The organism is Bradyrhizobium altum, from assembly GCF_020889705.1.
Taxonomy (GTDB): Bacteria; Pseudomonadota; Alphaproteobacteria; order Rhizobiales; family Xanthobacteraceae; genus Bradyrhizobium; species Bradyrhizobium altum.
Genome location: NZ_JACMYP010000190.1, coordinates 1 through 17,732, shown reverse-complemented (window position 1 = coordinate 17,732; position 17,732 = coordinate 1). Strand labels below are relative to the sequence as shown.

Annotated in this window: 15 protein-coding genes, 1 tRNA gene and 1 pseudogene; 9 read left to right on the top strand and 8 right to left on the bottom strand. The window is 58.3% G+C overall.

The genetic code is table 11. The annotated features are described in order from the left end of the window. On the bottom strand, nt 1-310 hold a 310-nt coding region (locus H8B02_RS33630; protein WP_229170171.1), incomplete at its 3' end, for a hypothetical protein. 84 nt (nt 311-394) lie between these two features. Here H8B02_RS33630 and H8B02_RS33625 point away from each other — a divergent pair. Beyond that, nucleotides 395-528, top strand: a tRNA-OTHER gene (locus tag H8B02_RS33625). A 426-nt stretch (nt 529-954) separates the two neighbouring features. Here the strand turns inward: H8B02_RS33625 and H8B02_RS33620 are convergent. Next, nucleotides 955-1,446: an Lrp/AsnC family transcriptional regulator gene (locus H8B02_RS33620; RefSeq protein ID WP_229170170.1), complete on the bottom strand. Its 492-nt coding sequence runs from the start codon at nt 1,444-1,446 to the stop codon at nt 955-957. A gap of 133 nt (nt 1,447-1,579) precedes the next feature. Between H8B02_RS33620 and ald the strand changes: the two genes are divergently transcribed. Beyond that, on the top strand, nt 1,580-2,692 hold the full coding sequence (ald, locus tag H8B02_RS33615; protein ID WP_229170169.1) for an alanine dehydrogenase: 1,113 nt from the start codon (nt 1,580-1,582) through the stop codon (nt 2,690-2,692). A 159-nt stretch (nt 2,693-2,851) separates the two neighbouring features. Here ald and H8B02_RS33610 read toward each other — a convergent pair. The 4 genes and pseudogenes from H8B02_RS33610 to H8B02_RS33595 form a co-directional block, all read right to left on the bottom strand. Further along, nucleotides 2,852-3,529, bottom strand: a pseudogene (locus tag H8B02_RS33610) (aldehyde dehydrogenase family protein); the annotation flags it as partial. 70 nt (nt 3,530-3,599) lie between these two features. Beyond that, nucleotides 3,600-4,250 (bottom strand): thiamine pyrophosphate-dependent enzyme, encoded by a 651-nt coding sequence (locus H8B02_RS33605; protein ID WP_229170168.1) that lies wholly within the window; start codon nt 4,248-4,250, stop codon nt 3,600-3,602. Nucleotides 4,251-5,069: 819 nt separating this feature from the next. After that, a complete protein-coding gene (locus tag H8B02_RS33600; protein WP_229170167.1) occupies nt 5,070-6,566 on the bottom strand; it encodes a porin in 1,497 nt (498 codons plus the stop codon). 305 nt (nt 6,567-6,871) lie between these two features. Then, entirely contained in the window at nt 6,872-7,837 is a 966-nt protein-coding gene (locus H8B02_RS33595; RefSeq protein WP_229170166.1) for an amidohydrolase family protein, read from the bottom strand. Nucleotides 7,838-8,431: 594 nt separating this feature from the next. On the opposite strand from H8B02_RS33595, the gene H8B02_RS33590 reads away from it, so the two are divergent. The 7 genes from H8B02_RS33590 (at nt 8,432) to H8B02_RS33560 (ending at nt 15,608) form a co-directional block, all read left to right on the top strand. Then, nucleotides 8,432-9,991, top strand: a complete 1,560-nt coding sequence (locus H8B02_RS33590; RefSeq protein ID WP_229170165.1) for a class I adenylate-forming enzyme family protein — start codon at nt 8,432-8,434, stop codon at nt 9,989-9,991. Nucleotides 9,992-10,092: 101 nt separating this feature from the next. Further along, nucleotides 10,093-11,301 carry a thiolase C-terminal domain-containing protein gene (locus H8B02_RS33585; protein WP_229170164.1) on the top strand — a complete coding sequence of 403 codons (1,209 nt, stop codon included), beginning with the start codon at nt 10,093-10,095 and terminating at the stop codon, nt 11,299-11,301. A 1-nt stretch (nt 11,302) separates the two neighbouring features. Further along, the gene (locus tag H8B02_RS33580) at nt 11,303-11,740 is read left to right on the top strand and encodes a Zn-ribbon domain-containing OB-fold protein (RefSeq protein ID WP_229170163.1); all 438 of its coding nucleotides are present in this window, start codon (nt 11,303-11,305) and stop codon (nt 11,738-11,740) included. Between the two features lie 83 nt (nt 11,741-11,823). Continuing rightward, entirely contained in the window at nt 11,824-12,297 is a 474-nt protein-coding gene (locus H8B02_RS33575; RefSeq protein WP_229170162.1) for a beta/alpha barrel domain-containing protein, read from the top strand. Further along, nucleotides 12,252-12,845 carry a nitronate monooxygenase gene (locus tag H8B02_RS33570; RefSeq protein WP_229170161.1) on the top strand — a complete coding sequence of 198 codons (594 nt, stop codon included), beginning with the start codon at nt 12,252-12,254 and terminating at the stop codon, nt 12,843-12,845. The genes H8B02_RS33575 and H8B02_RS33570 overlap by 46 nt, the downstream gene beginning before the upstream one ends. Before the next feature lie 161 nt (nt 12,846-13,006). Continuing rightward, nucleotides 13,007-14,314: a 4-aminobutyrate--2-oxoglutarate transaminase gene (gene gabT, locus H8B02_RS33565; protein WP_229170160.1), complete on the top strand. Its 1,308-nt coding sequence runs from the start codon at nt 13,007-13,009 to the stop codon at nt 14,312-14,314. Nucleotides 14,315-14,423: 109 nt separating this feature from the next. Further along, nucleotides 14,424-15,608: an acyl-CoA dehydrogenase gene (locus tag H8B02_RS33560; protein ID WP_229170159.1), complete on the top strand. Its 1,185-nt coding sequence runs from the start codon at nt 14,424-14,426 to the stop codon at nt 15,606-15,608. Nucleotides 15,609-15,805: 197 nt separating this feature from the next. Here the strand turns inward: H8B02_RS33560 and H8B02_RS33555 are convergent, their stop codons facing one another. After that, the gene (locus H8B02_RS33555) at nt 15,806-16,324 is read right to left on the bottom strand and encodes a MaoC/PaaZ C-terminal domain-containing protein (RefSeq protein ID WP_229170158.1); all 519 of its coding nucleotides are present in this window, start codon (nt 16,322-16,324) and stop codon (nt 15,806-15,808) included. After that, nucleotides 16,299-17,438, bottom strand: coding sequence for an NAD(P)H-dependent flavin oxidoreductase (locus tag H8B02_RS33550; RefSeq protein WP_229170157.1), 1,140 nt, complete (start codon nt 17,436-17,438; stop codon nt 16,299-16,301). The genes H8B02_RS33555 and H8B02_RS33550 overlap by 26 nt, the downstream gene beginning before the upstream one ends. Nucleotides 17,439-17,732 lie beyond the last annotated feature (294 nt).

Genomic DNA, 17,732 nt, shown 5'->3' with positions numbered 1-17,732 from the left:
TGGCTTTATCGCATTTAGCCAAATATTCGCGCACCGAATCCACCCGGTAGAGCGGGCGGCCGTCGACGTAGCGCCATTTCAGCGGGTGATTTGGATCGCGCCGCCACTGCTCAAGCGCTCCGGGCGTGCGCCGGATGACCGCGGCCGCTTCCAATGCCGTCAAATTGGAGCTGCTTGGCAGCGTATCGATATCGAACGTCGCGGGCGGCGGCATGCCGCGGTTGCGACGGCGCTTCGGGACAGGCGGTATTTTCGCGGAATCTGCCGACCCTAATAACTCGATCTTGGCCTGTTCGTCCTTGCCGCGCATGGTCCCTTCCCGGACCATAATCGGTCCGAGGCAACAGAATCGTAAGTTGGTCCGGCAAGAAAGAGTCAAGTGTGGAGGTAGGGTTGCGGGGTAGCCGTAGCGTATAAAAGGGATGAACCGGGCTAATTGTCCTGGGCGCTTCTGGGCGCCTTCATTGTTTGATTCCGACTTTCAGTCTCATAACCTGAAGGTCATAGGTTCAAATCCTATCCCCGCAACTAACGATTTTTGCGAAAGCAAGGCATCCAACCCCGGCTCCCGAACGGTACGTCGGACTCTTGTTCGTCACAAAGCGCAGGGTTACGGCCAACTCTCTTGTTAGCACAATGGTCAGATCCTCCCCCTCGCACATGAGCGTCGCCTAATGAACCGCCGAGCAGAAGACCTCAAGCATCACTAACGGAGAAAACCGTCTAGGCGTCGCATCGAACTCACTGATGTGGGGAAGCCAGATGCGGTTCATCGAACCGACGGCCGGCTCCCGAGCATGGACGATCCGAGTCCTTGAGGCGTTGATCAATTTGTCAAAATTCGGGATCGCAGATGATCGGCGCCGAGCTCGGATGTGCGCGATGCTCGAACGCGGCCGCTGGCAAGTCGCACAGAATAATTGCGGTCTTATTGCTTACGTTAAGCTGGTTGAGTTATCTGCCTGCGTAGCGCACCGGGTTTCCGAAGATCGCCGGAGGCACTGCGCGGCTGACTATTTCACGTATGGCAAAGTTTGACTGAATGCGTGAAACTCGCGGGAGACAAGAGAGTTCAGTACGGTGAATTCGTTCGAAATCCTCAATGTTTCGAGCAAGCACTATGAGAAGATAGTCGTCGCTTCCAGACATTAGAAAGCAACGAACGACCGATGGGCATTTGACAATACCAGTTTCGAATAACTTCAATGCCTCGTCACTTTGACTATCCAGCGTGACTCTCACCAGCACCGTTGTGTTGAGACCGAACCGAGTGAGGTCAAGCGTCGCCTGATATCCAGTGATGTAGCCTTCCTCTTCTAGCGTACGCTGACGTCGCGCAATTGCAGTGCTGGACAAACCCATTCGATTGGAGAGTTCAGTCTGACTGATCCGTGCGTTAGAGCTGAGCTCGGCGAGAATTGTTAGGTCGATTCTATCGGCATCCATTTGTTTGGAATCCTGCGTGGTAGTGCCAAAAAGCAGTTAAAGTTCTGCACCTTTTCGTTTCAGCTTCGCAAGTTTGCAGAAAATCAAACTACTCTTACGGCTAAAAGGAGATATTCCAGATCGGAGGGGGGAGATGAAAGTTGGTGTTCCAAAGGAAATCAAGACGTATGAGTATCGCGTTGGTCTCACCCCTGGAGCAGTTCGTGAATATGTAGCTGCCGGCCACACTGTGGTGATCGAAACCGATGCCGGCGTCGGCATCGGCGCGGCAGACCAGGACTACCACAAAGCTGGCGCGACTCTTGCGGACTCGGCTCAGGAGGTGTTTGCATCGAGTGAGATGATCGTGAAAGTAAAGGAGCCCCAGCCCTCCGAGTGGGCCCTCCTGCGAGAGAACCAGATACTCTTCACCTATCTTCATCTGGCGCCTGATCCAGAGCAAGCCAAGGGCCTTATGGAATCTGGCTGCACTGCTGTCGCCTATGAAACCGTATCTGATGTGCATGGTGGTCTTCCGCTGCTGGCGCCGATGAGCGAGGTCGCTGGCAGGCTCGCGATCGAAGCAGCCGGTGCGGCCCTGAAGCGATACGCCGGGGGGCGAGGGTTGCTGATCGGTGGGGTTCCCGGTGTCCAGCCCGCTAGGATAGTGGTGGTCGGAGGTGGCGTTGTCGGTACCCACGCGGCCCGGATGGCGGCAGGCTTGGGTGCCGAGATTACAATCCTTGACCGCTCTATTTCTAGGCTGCGCGAGTTGGATGAACTATTCGAGGGCCGCGTTCGGACCAGGTTCTCGACCCTCCAAGCCATCGAGGAGGAGGTCTTTGCGGCGGACGTTGTCATAGGCGCCGTACTTGTGCCGGGTGCGAGCGCACCCAAACTCGTCACCCGTAGCATGTTGAGTTCGATGCGTAAGGGCTCTGTGATTGTCGACGTTGCGATTGATCAAGGCGGCTGTTTCGAGACCTCACGTCCAACTACGCACGCTGATCCGACGTATGAGGTGGATGGGGTGATTCACTACTGTGTCGCCAATATGCCGGGAGCCGTCCCACTGACTTCGAGCCATGCGCTGAACAATGCGACACTGCCGTTTGGGCTAGCCCTTGCCAATAGGGGGCTCGCAGCAGTGCTCGATGATCCGCATCTGCGCGCAGGTCTCAATGTCCATCGGGGCCGGCTCACTTACAGAGCGGTAGCTGAGAGCCTCGGCCTCCCATTTTCACCGATCGAACAGGCGGCGGCCTGATCACAGAGGTCCCTCTGGGGACGTTTCCTCCCTGACTTGGCGGGCCACTCCGAAAGGAGTGGCCCTCTTTTTGTGAACCTAAATCACAATTTCAGTTGCTTAGAGTCGCCAGGTCGGGCCGGAAGGAACGGACTTCGTATGCTGAGGAGAAGCCCACGTTCAGTTCATCGTTGGCATCACAAATTCTGCGCCGCTCCGGATGCCCGTTGGCCATCGCGTCGTGATTGTTTTCAATTTGGTGTAAAATCGCACTCCCTCGGGGCCGTGCATGTGGTGGTCTCCGAAAAGAGAAGCTTTCCACCCGCCGAACGAATGAAATGCCATCGGAACGGGAATAGGGACGTTTATGCCGACCATTCCGACCTGAATCTGGTGAGCGAATTCCCGTGCCGCATCCCCGTCTCTGGTGAATATCGCGGTGCCGTTTCCGAACTCGTGCTTATTTATCATGTCGGCCGCCTCATCGTATGAACCAGCGCGAGCCACCGCGAGCACAGGGCCGAAGATCTCCTCTCGACAGATTTTCATCTCAGTTGTCACTCGGTCGAACAGGCTTCCCCCTATGAAGTAACCGTTCTCGTACCCTTGTCGCTTAAAGTCGCGCCCATCAACAACGAGTTCTGCACCCTCGGCAACGCCGGCGTCGACGTAAGCGCGGACCTTGTCACGGTGTTGTTTCGTCACGAGCGGCCCCATTTCTACGCTGGGATCGGTGCCGGGACCAATGGTCAACGCACGAACCTTCGGTGCCAGTCTTTGGATGAGTTCTCGCGCCGTGGCATCGCCGATAGGGACGGCAACCGAAATTGCCATGCAGCGTTCGCCCGCCGAGCCGTAGTGTCATCTCTTGGCGAGGTGATGTGCCTCGCAACTCACCTTGCGAACGTTGTTCTCAATGGAACGGTCCTCATTCGATTGTCGCTTCGATAAGAAAAGGTCCATCACCGGCCATCGCTGAATCGAGAAGACGACGAAAAGCTTGGGCAGTATCTGCTCGTCCCGCCTCGACGCCCATACCCTTGGCGATCGAACACCAGTCGAGGCGGGGTTCGTCAAGAGCGAGCATGCGGCGCGCGTTGCGGCCATACTCATTCACGCCCACGTTTGTCATCTCGCCCTGTAGAATGCGATAGGCGCTGTTGGCATAGATAATCGTCACTACGTTGAGTTTCTCGCGCGCCTGCGTCCATAAGCCCTGCACGGTGTACATACCGCTGCCGTCGGCCTGCAGTGCCACAACCTTTCGGTCCGGGGCGGCAATCGAGGCGCCGGTTGCAAGCGGAATCCCAATTCCAATCGATCCTCCTGTGAGGGACAGCGTGTCGTGGGGCGGAAGTACATCCGCTAGGGCGTGAATCTGTCCCACCGAAGTTATTGCTTCATCAATGATGATGGATTGCTCCGGCAGTCGCCGGGCGACCATAATGCTAATTGCGTCGGCGGTCAGCGCATCGCTTGAGGGGTCCGCTATTTCGTCCTGTCGCGAAATGTTGATAGGATAAGGCGTATTCAAGCCAACTCTGAGCGCATCCGCCAGCATTTCCAATGCCAGCAGCAAGTCATGTTCGTGTTGGGCTAGTTGTATAACGTGACAATCCCCGGGCAACATGGTCCCTCGGGTGCGGTCGACCAGAGCCGGCGCGAGCGGGCCGCTTCAGGGGACGGCGGCCGCACGGCGAATGGGCAGGCGCGGACGAGCGGGCCTTCAGGCCGGCGAAGGCCGCGGCCTCTCATGTCGAGACGGCGGCTGCCGATCGCTCGCGACTTGCCCTTGAAGCAGACCGCGGCCGGTTCAGACCGCAGCACAAACCGACGGATTGACGGCCAAGGTGGCTGACATCAAGCGAAAGCTGCAGTCTAGACCTCCTCTATCGCGAAGCGGGGGTCCTATCCCTGCAGCGCGCTTGCGTTGAACGCTTTGTCGAACAGAGCGTAGAGGTGCTTGAAGATCGACACAGATCACGAAACCGTTCGCGATTGGAAGGCGACCACGAATAAAAGTCCCGGTGTGGGGGCATCCACACCGGGAAAGTCCAGAGAGTGAAGGAGCTCCGCCGGAGTGAGAGCCGTGGCAAATACCCAACGAAAGGAATTCGATTCGCGCAGGATGCAATTGCTTAGACCGTCATCCCGCTGGAGTGGTCCCCCGTTTCAAGAGAGGGTGGTAGCAAGTACTCGCCCTTGAGGTGAATCGGGCGGAAAGCTTTTGTAGCACAAGCCAATCAGATCCCGAGCGCGATAGAGAAAAGAACAAGGTCCAACAAGCTGCGCAGGCGCCATTCCATGGCGACGAGTTACCGAAGGGAACGGCGGGGCTTCAGAGCACGCCGCCGCCACATGGCTATGGTGGAGTCCACGAAGGACATCCCTGCCCTCTTCAGAACGTAAAACGCAAACCAATGGTCGGGTCGTAGGTGTAGGTCTTGAGATAGCCGAATGCGAGACCGCCTGAGACCTTCGAGTACGCCATGCCGGCGTAGAACATGAGATTTTTTGTATACTGGTAGTCGACACGGAAGGAGCCTACTTGTTCTGAGCCGGCGCAGTTCAAGAACGACGCGCTGGAGCAATCCGCGTTGGAAAAGCTGGCCGCGGTGATGCCGGGAATGCTGTTGACACCATGCCCGTAACTGTTCTGGTCAAAGCGATAATAGGCCAATGTGAATGCCAGCTGGTCATCGTATTGGTATTTGCCAGTGATGAAACTGATATCCACTAGACGGTCGCCGCCGGTATAGCTGTAGTTGACGATACCGAACCCTGATGAGCCGTTTTGCGAGAGGGTCGGCCCGATCTGGTAGCTACCAATCGTTGAGAAGCCTGGGGTTCTGCCACCATCTGCCGGATTAGAAAAAGTAACCCGCGAGTAGCCACCGCTCAGAATGAACTTCGAAGCGGCCGTTGAAAGCGGACCGTTCACACCGACCGGGAACACATACTTCGCCAACACGCCGTACATGCTGGCATCGAAAACGCGGGCGCCCAGGAAGTTCGAGCCCAAGGCCCCTGGTAACGTGCTAGATAGACTGCTCACGCTGATCGCGTCATGCATTACGCCCCCTAGTGCATCGATCGAAAACTGAGGCAACACGTAGCCGATCTCGGCTTGCCAAAAGTCTTTGGCATTCGTATTCGGATGACCGTACATCGCCTCTATCCGGACCGGACCCCAGTTTTTCAGGTATTTGATCGAATCGTCGATAATTGCGGTTTCCGCAGACCCCATCCCCGAAAAATAGCTGACGTAACCGAGTAGGGAGAACCCGAAAGAAGCCAGCGGATCGTAAGCGCCCAGCATGTCCGCCGAGACGGACAAGTTGCGGCCCACATGGACCGTACCCCACTGTTTGCTGTCGAAGCCGGCCCAGGCTTCACCGTTTAGAATCTGCCCGGCGCGAGAACCATCAGCGTTGAAGTTCTGCTGGTTTAACGCAATGCCATTGTTGATCTTAACGCTCTTAAGCCCGTCCGCAAGTTCGCCGGTCGTCGGAATGAAGCCCATTTCCGCTCTAGCGATAAAGTTCAGATCGGACGCCAGATTTTCTTCGACCTTGACTCCGACGTAGGATTGACGCGACTGGTTAGGCGCAAGAAGGAACTGAGAGGACCTGTTCGTCGGCGCAATTAGTGATGATGGCGAATAGATGTTTCCGGCATAAGGTGCGCCATTATATTGATATTGGCCTGACACGTCGATAGTACCGATTAGCGTGATCCCGTGCCAAGTCAGGTCTGGTATCACTGGCGGCGCTTTAATCGGAAACTCTGCGGCGCTCGCGCTCGCCGCAAAGGCAATCGACGCTGTCAGAGACAATAGCGAGCAGCTCGGCGCCTCGCTTCGGAATGCTTTAATGAATTTTGACGTATTGGTCATGCGGTGTGGTCCCCCTGGATCGATGCAGTCGTTAGAGTTTTCCCGGCAAGTAGTGAGAGCGAGCAATGGTTATGGCGGCCTCGCTGTTAACGGACATTCGAGAATGGTCGACTAGCTTGGGACAAGCGCTTCTGTGAACACTGGATCGCTGCCAAGACGCGCCGGGATGGTTGTCCCGCTGCGCTTGAAATGCGGTCTGCGATTGCCAGCATGAAACCGGTTGCGCGACACGCCTCGTACGGCAACCGCAATTTCACACTTTCTCGCTTGTCTTCTCGTTGGCATTCCCCCTCCGAAGTGGATCTTCAAGACGTCTGACGGAATCTGCTCCAATCCACATTGATCAGCTGCTGAACATTGCCGCCCATGATCTTGTCATGCTCAGCGGCAGTTATTGAAACTCCGGCCTTCCTCGCGGTGTCCGGCAGTCGTCTGAACATGGAAACGACCTTGTCGAGGAAACCGGGAGGTCTGATCTTCTTTCCAGAGACGTGATCCGTACCAAAGAGGATTCTCTCAATACCCACGCGATTTCGAGCCTGGTCGATCTTTCTTACCAGCTCGACTTCCTTCTCTTCGGTAGAATCGTCCCATAGCAGAACAGACAGCTCGAGGCAGGCGCGCTCGGACTGAGCTGCGACTTCCAAGGCATCATTCCATTCGTCTGTCTGACCGTATCCGCAATGGGCGAGGAATATCTTCAGACGCGGAAAAGCCTTCGTGACGGCAGCGAAGTGCTTGGGTCGCGCATACTCCTTGTCCATGACGGGCAAGGGATCGCCAGTGTGAAAGAGAACCGGCATATCTCGCGCCGCACACACCTCGTAAAGTGCGAACGCCTCCGCGCTCGCCGGATAGAAGCCAGTCGAGGGATAAAGCTTGAGCCCCTTGAAAGAGCCGCTCAGCCAACGCTCGAGCTTGTCAGAGGCCCCCTCTCGGCGGGGGTCAATGCCTGCGAAAGCGATTAGGCGATCTGAATGCAACCGCGCAACGGCCTCCGCGTGCTGATTGATTTCATCAAGGGTTCGGGCGGCGTGATAATCCACACCCCAATCGATAGGAAGAATGACGGAGACATCGACGCCGGCAGAATCCATTTGCGAGATCAGACGCCCACCATCCGGATCCAGCAAGTTCTCCTCTGCCTTCTCTACGATATCCTCTGGCTTGCGCCCGGGCACCCTATTTGCCCAATCGCGCGCCACCCAATCCCACCATTCCTTAGGCCAGTGGCCCTTGTCCAACACATGAACATGCGGGTCGATTATCACTCTTTTTGGTCCCGTGCTTCGACGATTTCAGAACGACGCCAAGCCGTCCGCCAACCCAAGCAGATCCGACATGACCGGCGCGGACGACCTTAGTGCACGAAACAACGTGGTTGGTTCTGGGATTCCAAAAGTTCATCTCGAAGAAACGGAATGTTTTGCGGCGTCAAACTGCCTACTAATCTACGTATAATGATCGACTGCGGTGGGCCTCGAGTGCCAGCGAAGCCAACGCCCGATCGCGACTTTAGATAGAAAATGCGTCAAGTCGATACTAGGAGCTCAGGCATTGGCGATCGAACATATCCTGGCAGGATGGCCAGGAGATCCTATAAGGGATTTGCTTGCCCGGGACCGGTTTTGGACAAGCCTGCTCTTTGCGCCGATGATGCTTGGCGTGTGTTCCGTCCGCCTTTCAAAACTTGGTTCGAGCGTGTCATCGAGGCTTCGTGAAGCGATGGCGCCGTTCGCACCGCTTGGCCTCCTTGTCATGGCACAATATGCGGCGGATTATTATTCCACAGCTCGTGGCGACCGGGGGGCGGACAGCGCAGCAGGACGAGGGCCTGCCACTATCAGCATTGGGAGCAAGCAGCCTTGAACCACGCCAACCTTGTGGCCGTTCATGCCGAAGAGCGGGGCCAGGCCGTCGCCATCAAGATGGGGCCGCGGATACTGACCTACAGGGAGCTTGATCGGCAAAGTCAGACTGTTGCTTGCGGGCTGGCAGAACTCGGCGTTGGCATAGGCGACCGGGTGATGATGTTCGCCGAAAACTCGGTGGAGCATCTGATCGTTTATCAGGCTGCGGCGCGCCTTGGCGCGGTGTTCACACCGATCCACACTGCATTCAAGGCACGTGAGTTACGCTATGCGATATCGAACGCAGTCCCTCGCGTAGTGATCGTCGATGCCGCCCTCCTGAAACTGACACAGGCGGTGATCTCTGAGATTGGGGCAAGCCCGAAACTCGTTCTGCTTTCCAAGGAGGGTCGTCAAGTATCGGGCATCCCTTCATTGGACGAATTGACAGTGGCTGGAGGCATATTCCCGCCGCTGGATCTTCCGGCGCCCCAGCCACTCCTGATCAGCTACACTTCCGGGACGACCTCTCTTCCAAAGCCTGTCGAGCGCTCGCATGGTTCGGAGACGTGGAGTGCTGAGCACTATCGTCAGGCTTGGGGATTTGAGCCTGCCGATCGTGTTCTGGTCGCCATGTCTCTGGCGTGGGTGTTCGGCCTGTGCACGTTGTCTCAGACGGCTCTTGCAACGGGGTGCACGATCGTTCTGGAAAAACAGTTCAGCCCGACGCGCACACTCGATCTGATCAAAAACGAGCGTATAACGGCCTTTGCTGGAACCATGAGCATGTACGCGATGATGCTCAACATCATGAAAGAACGCAGCGTTGACACGGGCTCTCTGCGCAAGCTGTTCCTTGGCGGAGAGCCACGCAATGAAACGATCGTTGCCGAGGTGGAACGCCGGTTGGGTCACCGGTTGTGCGAAGGATGGGCGTTGACCGAATCCTTCCCGGTGCTCGCGGTTCATCCTGTCCGGGATGTCGGCGGTCCTGTGGGAACGCTCGGACGGCTTGTCGAAGGTGCGCAGCTGCGCCTCCTCGACGACGAGGGACGCGAAGTCGCGGACGGAGCGGCGGGCGAGGCCTTGATCCGCAGTCCAGGATCATTTCTGGGCTATCATGACCAGCCCGAGCTGACGTCTGAGCGCATGACGGCGGACGGATGGATACGTTCGGGAGACTTGCTCCGTCGTGACGCGGAGGGCTATTACACTTTCGTCACTCGCCGAAGTGAGTTGATCATCCGCGGCGGCGCCAATATCTCGCCAGCCGAGATTGAATCGGCGATCTGCGCCCATCCGAGCGCGGCTGACGCAGTCGTCGTCGGAGTGCCTGATCAAGTCAAAGGCGAATCGGTTATTGGATTGTTCACCACGCGCGGGGGGGAGCCTCTTGAAAGCGAGCTGCTCCGCGACTTTCTTGTTCAGCACATTGCAGAGTACAAGGTGCCGAGCTTCCTTTTCCAGGTGGCCGAATTGCCTTCGGGCAATACCAGCAAGAAGAATCGGGTCGCGGCTCGCGTTCTGGCGCAGGAACTGATGTCCAGCATTCTCGAAGGCCGGGGCTCGGGCTGATCGTCACCGCCGTTCTGATTAAATACGAAACCCAAACGGCAGCGCAACCGCTCAACTCCTCCGGGAACTGGGTTTCGCGGCCATCAAGTGAGACACTAGCAATGGCCAACATCAGGCTTGGAGAGACAGCAGCTATCGTCGGTGCATACGAGCATCCGACCCGCTTCGCTCAAGAGAAGAGTGAGTGGCAGCTACTGGCCGAAGCGTCGCGTGGAGCGATCGCTGATGCTGGCTTATCGCCGTCCCATATCGACGCGTTGTTCGTGGCCGCGACCGCCCCGGAGGGTGGTCAGCTTGGGATCTGTACATCGACAATGGCGGCAGACTACCTCAACCTGAAACCCAAGTTCATCGACGAGACGGACGTCGGCGGCGCCTCTCTCGGCTATTATGTGAACCGCGCCGTCCTGGGCATTCATGCCGGCATCTTCAAATGCGCGCTGATCGCATACGGCGCCACCACCAGGTCACGTCGGGTCAACGTCGGAACGGTTTCCTACAACCAGCTCACCGGAACGGAGATGGTTCCGATCCCCGACGCTTTTGAGCAGATCTACGGTACCACCGTCATTGCTTTCATGGGCATGCTTACCCAGCGCTACATGCACGACACGGGGCTCACCAGCGAACAGCTGGCGCACGTCGCCACGACCATGCGCGAGCACGCGGCGCGCAATCCCGATGCCATGCGGCGGGAGCGTATCACGGTTGACGACGTGCTGTCCTCACCGATCATCGCAACGCCACTTCACAAGCTCGATTGCTGCGTGGTCAGTGACGGCGCCGGGGCGATCGTCGTCGCCCATCCTGATCTGTTCGCGGAGTGCGCAAAGCCGCCGGTCTGGATCCGCGGCTTCGGCGAGGCGTTGATGACCCATGGCGGCGGCAAGACGGACTGGGCCACGGAAAGCCGCGAGATGGTGGCGCGCGCTTGCGGTGATGCCTACGCGATGTCGGGCCGACGCCCAGCAGACATCCACACTGCGATGATCTACGACGCCTTCACCTTCAACGTGGTCGTGGATCTCGAGGGCGCGGGCTTTTGCGACGTCGGAGAAGGCGGATCCTTCGCGGCGGCGGGCGAGATGAAGCTCGATGGCGGCAGTCTACCGGTCAATCCCGATGGCGGCGGCCTAGCGTCCAATCACCCTGGACGTCGCGGCATCTTCATGTTTATCGAAGCCGTGCGCCAGCTGAGGGGTGAAGCCTCTGGCCGTCAGGTGCCGGATGCGAAGATCGCGATGTGTACAGCCACAGGGGCCGCATTCCTCGCCCGCCGCGGCTCCGCCGCGCATATCCTGGAGATCTGAGATGATCGGGACAAAGGAGATCGTCTGGACGGGGCCGGTTCCCTCGACCGTCGTCGAAACGAAGCCTTTCTGGGATGCGTGCAACCGCGGCATCTTCCTCGTGCAGCGTTGCCGCGATTGCGGCGAGACGCAATATCATTACAGGGGCTTTTGCTGCCATTGTTGGTCGGATGCGATCGAAGATCTTGCTATTGAGGGGGCGGGCAAGGTCTGGACCTTTTCGAGGGTGCTGGTCAATCGGTCGCCGCAGTTCGCACAGTGGGGCGTGTACGTCACTGGCGTGGTCGAGCTGCCGGAGGGCGTGAAGGTCATTTCCCGCATCCTGGCGGAAAACCCGGAAACAATACAAATCGGAACGCCGGTCCGCCTCGCCTTTGCCCGCGCCGAGTCAGGCCAGAAGATACCCCTATTCGTCGTCCAGGAAGGTGCGATCGGATGACGATTGATCTTCAATGCTGTCCTGCCGACGAGATCGGTGGAACAGACTAGGGCAACTAGTGCACCCGTAACAGGACAGATTCCATGCGAACTCAAATCTGCGATCGACTTGGCATCGACGCGCCTATTTTTGCCTTTAGTCATTGCCGCGATGTCGTCGTGGAAGCGAGTAAGGCCGGTGCCATCGGCGTGCTCGGCGCCGTGGGCTTCACCCCTGAGGAGCTGGAGGTCCAGCTTGACTGGATTGATGCACGCATCGGTGACAAGCCCTATGGGGTGGACGTCGTGATCCCCGCAAAGGATCCTTGGGCGCACGAACCGGATCTCGACAAGCTTCGCCAGAAACTCAAATCGATGATCCCGCCTGAGACCAGTGCTTACGTAAAGAAGATCCTCGCGGACAACGGCGTGCCCGAGTTGCCCGCGGGCACCCAACATGAGGGCGATTATCTGATCCGGTCCACTGCAGCGACGGCGCGCGTCATGTCGAGATCGCCCTTAAGCGACCGAATGTGCGCCTCATCGCCAACGCGCTCGGCGCGCCGCCCGCCGATGTGACCGAGACTATCAAGAGCAGCGGGCGCCTGCTCGCAGGTCTGTGCGGTGAGGTTTCGCAGGCGAAGAAGCATGTGGAAGCGGGCGTCGATTTGATCATCGCGCAGGGCACCGAGGGCGGCGGTCACACTGGCGAGATCGGTTCATTGGTGCTCTGGCCTGAAGTCGTGGAGGCAGTTGCGCCGATTCCGGTGCTTGCTGCGGGCGGGGTTGGCAGCGGGGCTCAGATCGCAGCGGCGTTGATGCTCGGCGCACAGGGGGTCTGGACTGGATCACTTTGGTTGACGACGATCGAGTCCGACCTGACCGAGCAGCAGCGGGGACTGTTGTTGGAGGCGCACAGCCGCGACACCACGCGTTCCACGTCGCTGACGGGGAAGCCATGCCGGATGCTCAGGAACGAATGGACCAAGGCTTGGGAGATGCCGAATGCCCCTAAACACTGCCACTACCGCTTCAGGACATCGTCGCAGCAGAGGCCACGAGCCGTGCACGCGCATATCCGGATCGAGCGCGCGCCGTCACGATCAACCCTGTCGGCCAAATTGTAGGCCGTCTCAACGAAGTCGAGCGCACGCGTGACGTCATATACAGGCTTATCGACGAATATTGTTCGGCGACCGAGCGCTTCAAACCGTTCATGTCGGAGGGGTAAGCAGGATATATCCCCCGTCTTTCGATCTGCTAATTGCGGTTTTTCGGGAAGGCTATCATGAGTTTATCTTCTGAACTTCGACTGCGTCGCATCGCAGCCGTGACGAGTGGCATTGGCACGAAGAACATCTATGCTGATCGTGCAGAGAACGCCGAGCTGTGGGACGTAGACGGAAAACGCTACATCGATTTTGCTGCGGGCATAGCTGTCAACAACACAGGTCATCGCCATCCGCGGATCATGGCAGCGGTTGCCGAACAGGCGAAGCGTTTCACGCATACCTGTTTCCACGTCGCGCCATTCGAAGGCTATATCCGCCTTGCCGAACGGTTGAACGCGGTTGCTCCGGTGTCCGGTCCAGCGAAGACGATGTTGGTCACAACGGGCGCAGAGGCGGTCGAGAACGCCGTCAAGGTTGCTCGTATCGCAACCGGCCGCCCTGCGGTTATCGCCTTCGCCGGTGGGTTTCATGGTCGTACGATGATGGGCTTGGCTCTCACGGGCAAAGTTGCGCCTTACAAAAAGGGGTTCGGCCCCTTCCCCGCCGACGTCTATCACGCGCCGTTCCCCAACGAATTTCATGGGATGTCGGAAGCGCAGGCCCTGCGCGGGATCGAGACGCTGCTGGCCGCAGACGTCGATCCCGCCAGCGTCGCCGCCTTCATCGTCGAGCCGGTTCAGGGCGAAGGTGGCTTCGTTCCCGCGCCTGCAAGTTTTCTGCAGGCGCTCCGCGCACTCGCTGACAAGCACGGCATCCTGCTGATCGCGGACGAGGTCCAGACAGGCATGGCGCGTACCGGCCGGCTTTTCGCCCTGGAGCATAGCGGCGTGAAGGCAGATCTCGTCACCCTGGCGAAGGGATTGGCCGGTGGTTTCCCGCTATCGGCGCTCGTCGGTCGCGCCGATCTGATGGATGCCGCGCCCGTGGGCGGCCTCGGCGGTACCTATGCCGGCAATCCACTCGCGGTTGCCGCCGCCAATGCCGTCCTGGACGTTATTGAGGACGAAGATCTTACCGCACGGGCGGAGCGCATCGGAAAGGTGATCACCGACCGCCTGGTCAATCTGTCCAGTCGGCAAGGCATGGAGCTTATCGGTGAGGTACGTGGGCCCGGCACCATGGTCGCGTTCGAGCTTGTTACCGACCGTCGAACACGTGCCGCCGACAGCGCGCTAACGGCGGCGTTGGTTGCCGAAGCCGAAAAGCGGGGGTTGATCCTCCTCGCTTGCGGGACACACTTCAACGTCATCCGTCTTCTTCCGCCACTGACCATCCCGGACCAGGTTCTAGCCGAAGGTCTCGACATCCTCGAAGCCTCGCTCGAGGCGGTAGCAAACAAAACAATCATCGTCGCAGTGGCGTGACGCGACGAACCACAACCGTTGGCGGTGAGCGTACCAAGGAGCGGCAAGCTGGACGCGCCGGGACCGCCAGCGGATGCAATCGCTTGCGCCGCGGGTCTAGGAGACAGAGATGACTGGCATTGGTGCTTTCGACTGGGCAGATCCATTTTTCCTCGAGGAGCAGCTGACCGACGACGAGCGAATGGTGCGCGACACGGCGCGCAGCTACGCCCGGGATAAGCTGGCCCCCCGGATTATCGATGCCTTCGCTAACGAGCATACCGACCTGGACATCTTCCGTGAGATGGGCGCGCTCGGCCTTCTCGGGCCAACGATTCCGGAGGAATATGGCGGAGTTGGCGCGAGCTACGTCGCTTATGGCCTGATTGCGCGAGAGGTCGAGCGGATCGATTCCGGCTATCGCTCGATGATGAGCGTGCAGTCGAGCTTGGTGATGTATCCGATCTTCGCCTATGGCTCCAAAGAGCAGAAGCGCAAATATCTCCCCAAGCTCGCCAGCGGAGAATGGATCGGCTGCTTCGGCCTGACCGAACCGGACGCCGGTTCGGACCCGGCCGGCATGAAGACGCGAGCCATCAAAACCTCGACAGGTTACGCCATCTCAGGAAGCAAGACCTGGATTTCCAATAGCCCGATCGCAGATGTTTTCATTGTCTGGGCAAAGTCTGACGGTCATGGCGGTGCGATCCGCGGCTTCGTCCTCGACAAAGATGCCAAGGGGCTGTCCGCCCCGAAGATCGACAACAAGCTGTCGCTCCGCGCATCGATCACTGGCATGATCATGTTGGACGAGGTCGAGGTGGCTGAAGACGCCTTGCTGCCTGGCGTTCAGGGATTGAAGGGGCCTTTTGGCTGCCTAAACCGGGCCCGCTACGGCATCAGCTGGGGAAGCCTTGGCGCTGCGGAATATTGTTTTCACGCCGCCCGGCAGTATGGCCTCGACAGAAGTCAGTTCGGCAAGCCACTCGCCGCCAACCAGCTCTATCAGAAGAAGCTGGCTGACATGGAGACGGAGATCTCGCTGGGCCTTCAGGCAAGTCTTCGCGTTGGGCGCCTGATGGACGAAGGCCGTTTTGCTCCCGAGATGGTTTCAATCGTTAAGCGTAACAATGTCGGCAAGGCCTTGGATATCGCTCGCATGTCGCGCGATATGCACGGGGGCAATGGGATTTCCGGCGAGTTCCAGGTGATGCGCCATTTGGTGAATCTCGAGACCGTCAACACCTACGAGGGCGCACATGATGTGCATGCGCTGATCATAGGACGGGCGATCACGGGAATTGCGGCATTTTGAAAAGCGCCGAGTGCCTCTTCCTCTGAAAGACACCGTGGTCATCGAGATCGCCTTGGAGCGACTAGACTCCGCCATTTATAGCTGCCCGCCCGCCGAGCCATGTCACGGCTCCCGGACACCGTCCATCTCACCTGGCTTGCAGCCGCTTGAGGGGCTCTACTCGCGGTAAGGATGACGGGTTGGTCAGATAGGAGTTGCTATCGGATTTTACGACGAAACAGATTGGTTGCCACAACAGACAGAACGGAGCGTCCGTTCTCGTCCGACGTATTAACGTGCCAGTTGACCACGCCGAACTCGGGCTTGCTCTTGGATACCCGCAGACTTGCGACGGTTAACCGAGCTAACAATGAGTTTCCTGGATATACGGGCGCACCGAAACGAAGCTGGTCGAAGCCAAGGCCAGCAACCGCATTGCCGGTGAATATTCCAGCATCAACGCATAACCTCATTGTTATGGCATAGGTGTGAATCCCGCTCCCGACCAGGCGACCAAAGAAGCTATCTTTCGCCGCTCGCTCGTCCAGGTGAAATGGCTGGGGGTCCCAGTCGCGAGCGAAACTTACGATGTCGTCTTTGGTAACGAGCCACTCCCCCGTCGTGACTGCATAGCCGACAGAAAGGTCTTCTAAAAATAGCGGGGTTGCTCTTTCGGACGCCGTTGCTGATCCGGAGGCCTTTAGCGTTACATCACGAGTCATAAAGATCCGCTTCAAGTATCTTGTTCAGGCGGTCTGCGGCTTCGAGATACTCCTCTACCAAGGCGGCAACCACATCTCGCGTTCGGCTGACTTGATTGAGTCGACCGACGATTTGCCCCACTGGATTGATTGTGACCTCTCGCGCTTTTGCAGGGTAGGCTCTCGCGCGCGCCGAGCATTCGGCGGAAATCATATCTTGCAACGGCAACGGTAATGGCCGAGGCGCATCTGGCTTATCCCACGCCTCCGTCCACCGATTTCGAAGCATGCGTGAAGGTTTACCGGTTTGCGAGCGGGAGCGCACGGTATCGGACGACTTCGCGCTTATGAGGAGCTCTTTCGCGGTCTCATTGAGCTCGGACTCGATCGTCGTCAGCCATAGGGAGCCGCACCAGACGCCCTGTGCTCCCAAGACCATGGCGGCAGCAATCTGGGCACCGCTTCCAACACCGCCGGCGGCCAGGACCGGGATGGGCTTAACTGCTTCGACGACTTCCGGCCAGAGCACCACCGAACCGATTTCACCCGTGTGCCCTCCACCTTCGGTACCTTGCGCGACGATGATATCCACGCCAGCGGCGGCATGCCTTCGGGCGTGCTCAGGCTTGCCACAGAGACCAGCCACGAGCCGCCCACTGGCTTTGATTGCCTGCACCATCTCGGGCGGCGGCGCTCCAAGGGCATTTGCTACGACTCTAACATTGGGGTGTTGCAGGGCGATCTCGACATGCCGACGCGCCGTCGCTGCCGTAGATCGAAGTAGATATTCTCCCTCATGTTTGGTCCCCTGCGGAAGCTCGGGAACGCCACTTTCTGACAGAATCTTTTTAGCGTATGCTTGGTGTGCCTGAGGGATGCCGTTGAAGAGCTCCTGGCGAAGAGTTTCAGGGTCCTTTTCGGCGCCGGTAACATCATGGGTTGGGACGACAACGTCGACCCCATAAGGCCGATCGCCAACCGCCTTGTCCAGCAGGTCCAACTCCCGCGCAAATTGTTCGGGTGTGAATCCAACCGCTCCGAGGACGCCGAATGCTCCAGCCTTCGATGCCTCTGCTACTACATCTCGACAGTGACTGAACGCAAAGATCGGGAACTCGATTCCGAGCCGCTTGCAAATTTCTGTTCTCATCTTCTATTGCCCTTTCCTTCCGGGCGGGCGCATAGCGCAGAAATCTGACGCCGGCAGACATCTAGCTTGGAATCAGTTTCCGCCGGTATGCATTCTCGCGAAGTGAGCTTTTGAAAAAATGCACGGATAATAGGCATGCAAGGACCGTATGTCGTTCAGGCTGAGGCACCCGCATATGGGTTCATCAGCAGTGGACGAAAGAGATTTCCAGCATGGGCCTAAGTCTGGATTGCATCTCCGCGAGCCCCGCGGGTCGGTCAAAATCCCCCGGGTATGGTCACTTGAAACTCCCCT

What these genes read in the sequence shown, in the direction of transcription:
- H8B02_RS33620 (WP_229170170.1), bottom strand. Translation starts at nt 1,446, where the DNA reads ATGGATGCCGATAGAATCGACCTAACAATTCTCGCCGAGCTCAGCTCT.
- ald (WP_229170169.1), top strand. Translation starts at nt 1,580, where the DNA reads ATGAAAGTTGGTGTTCCAAAGGAAATCAAGACGTATGAGTATCGCGTT.
- H8B02_RS33600 (WP_229170167.1), bottom strand. Translation starts at nt 6,566, where the DNA reads ATGACCAATACGTCAAAATTCATTAAAGCATTCCGAAGCGAGGCGCCG.
- H8B02_RS33585 (WP_229170164.1), top strand. Translation starts at nt 10,093, where the DNA reads ATGGCCAACATCAGGCTTGGAGAGACAGCAGCTATCGTCGGTGCATAC.
- H8B02_RS33580 (WP_229170163.1), top strand. Translation starts at nt 11,303, where the DNA reads ATGATCGGGACAAAGGAGATCGTCTGGACGGGGCCGGTTCCCTCGACC.
- H8B02_RS33575 (WP_229170162.1), top strand. Translation starts at nt 11,824, where the DNA reads ATGCGAACTCAAATCTGCGATCGACTTGGCATCGACGCGCCTATTTTT.
- gabT (WP_229170160.1), top strand. Translation starts at nt 13,007, where the DNA reads ATGAGTTTATCTTCTGAACTTCGACTGCGTCGCATCGCAGCCGTGACG.
- H8B02_RS33560 (WP_229170159.1), top strand. Translation starts at nt 14,424, where the DNA reads ATGACTGGCATTGGTGCTTTCGACTGGGCAGATCCATTTTTCCTCGAG.
- H8B02_RS33550 (WP_229170157.1), bottom strand. Translation starts at nt 17,438, where the DNA reads ATGAGAACAGAAATTTGCAAGCGGCTCGGAATCGAGTTCCCGATCTTT.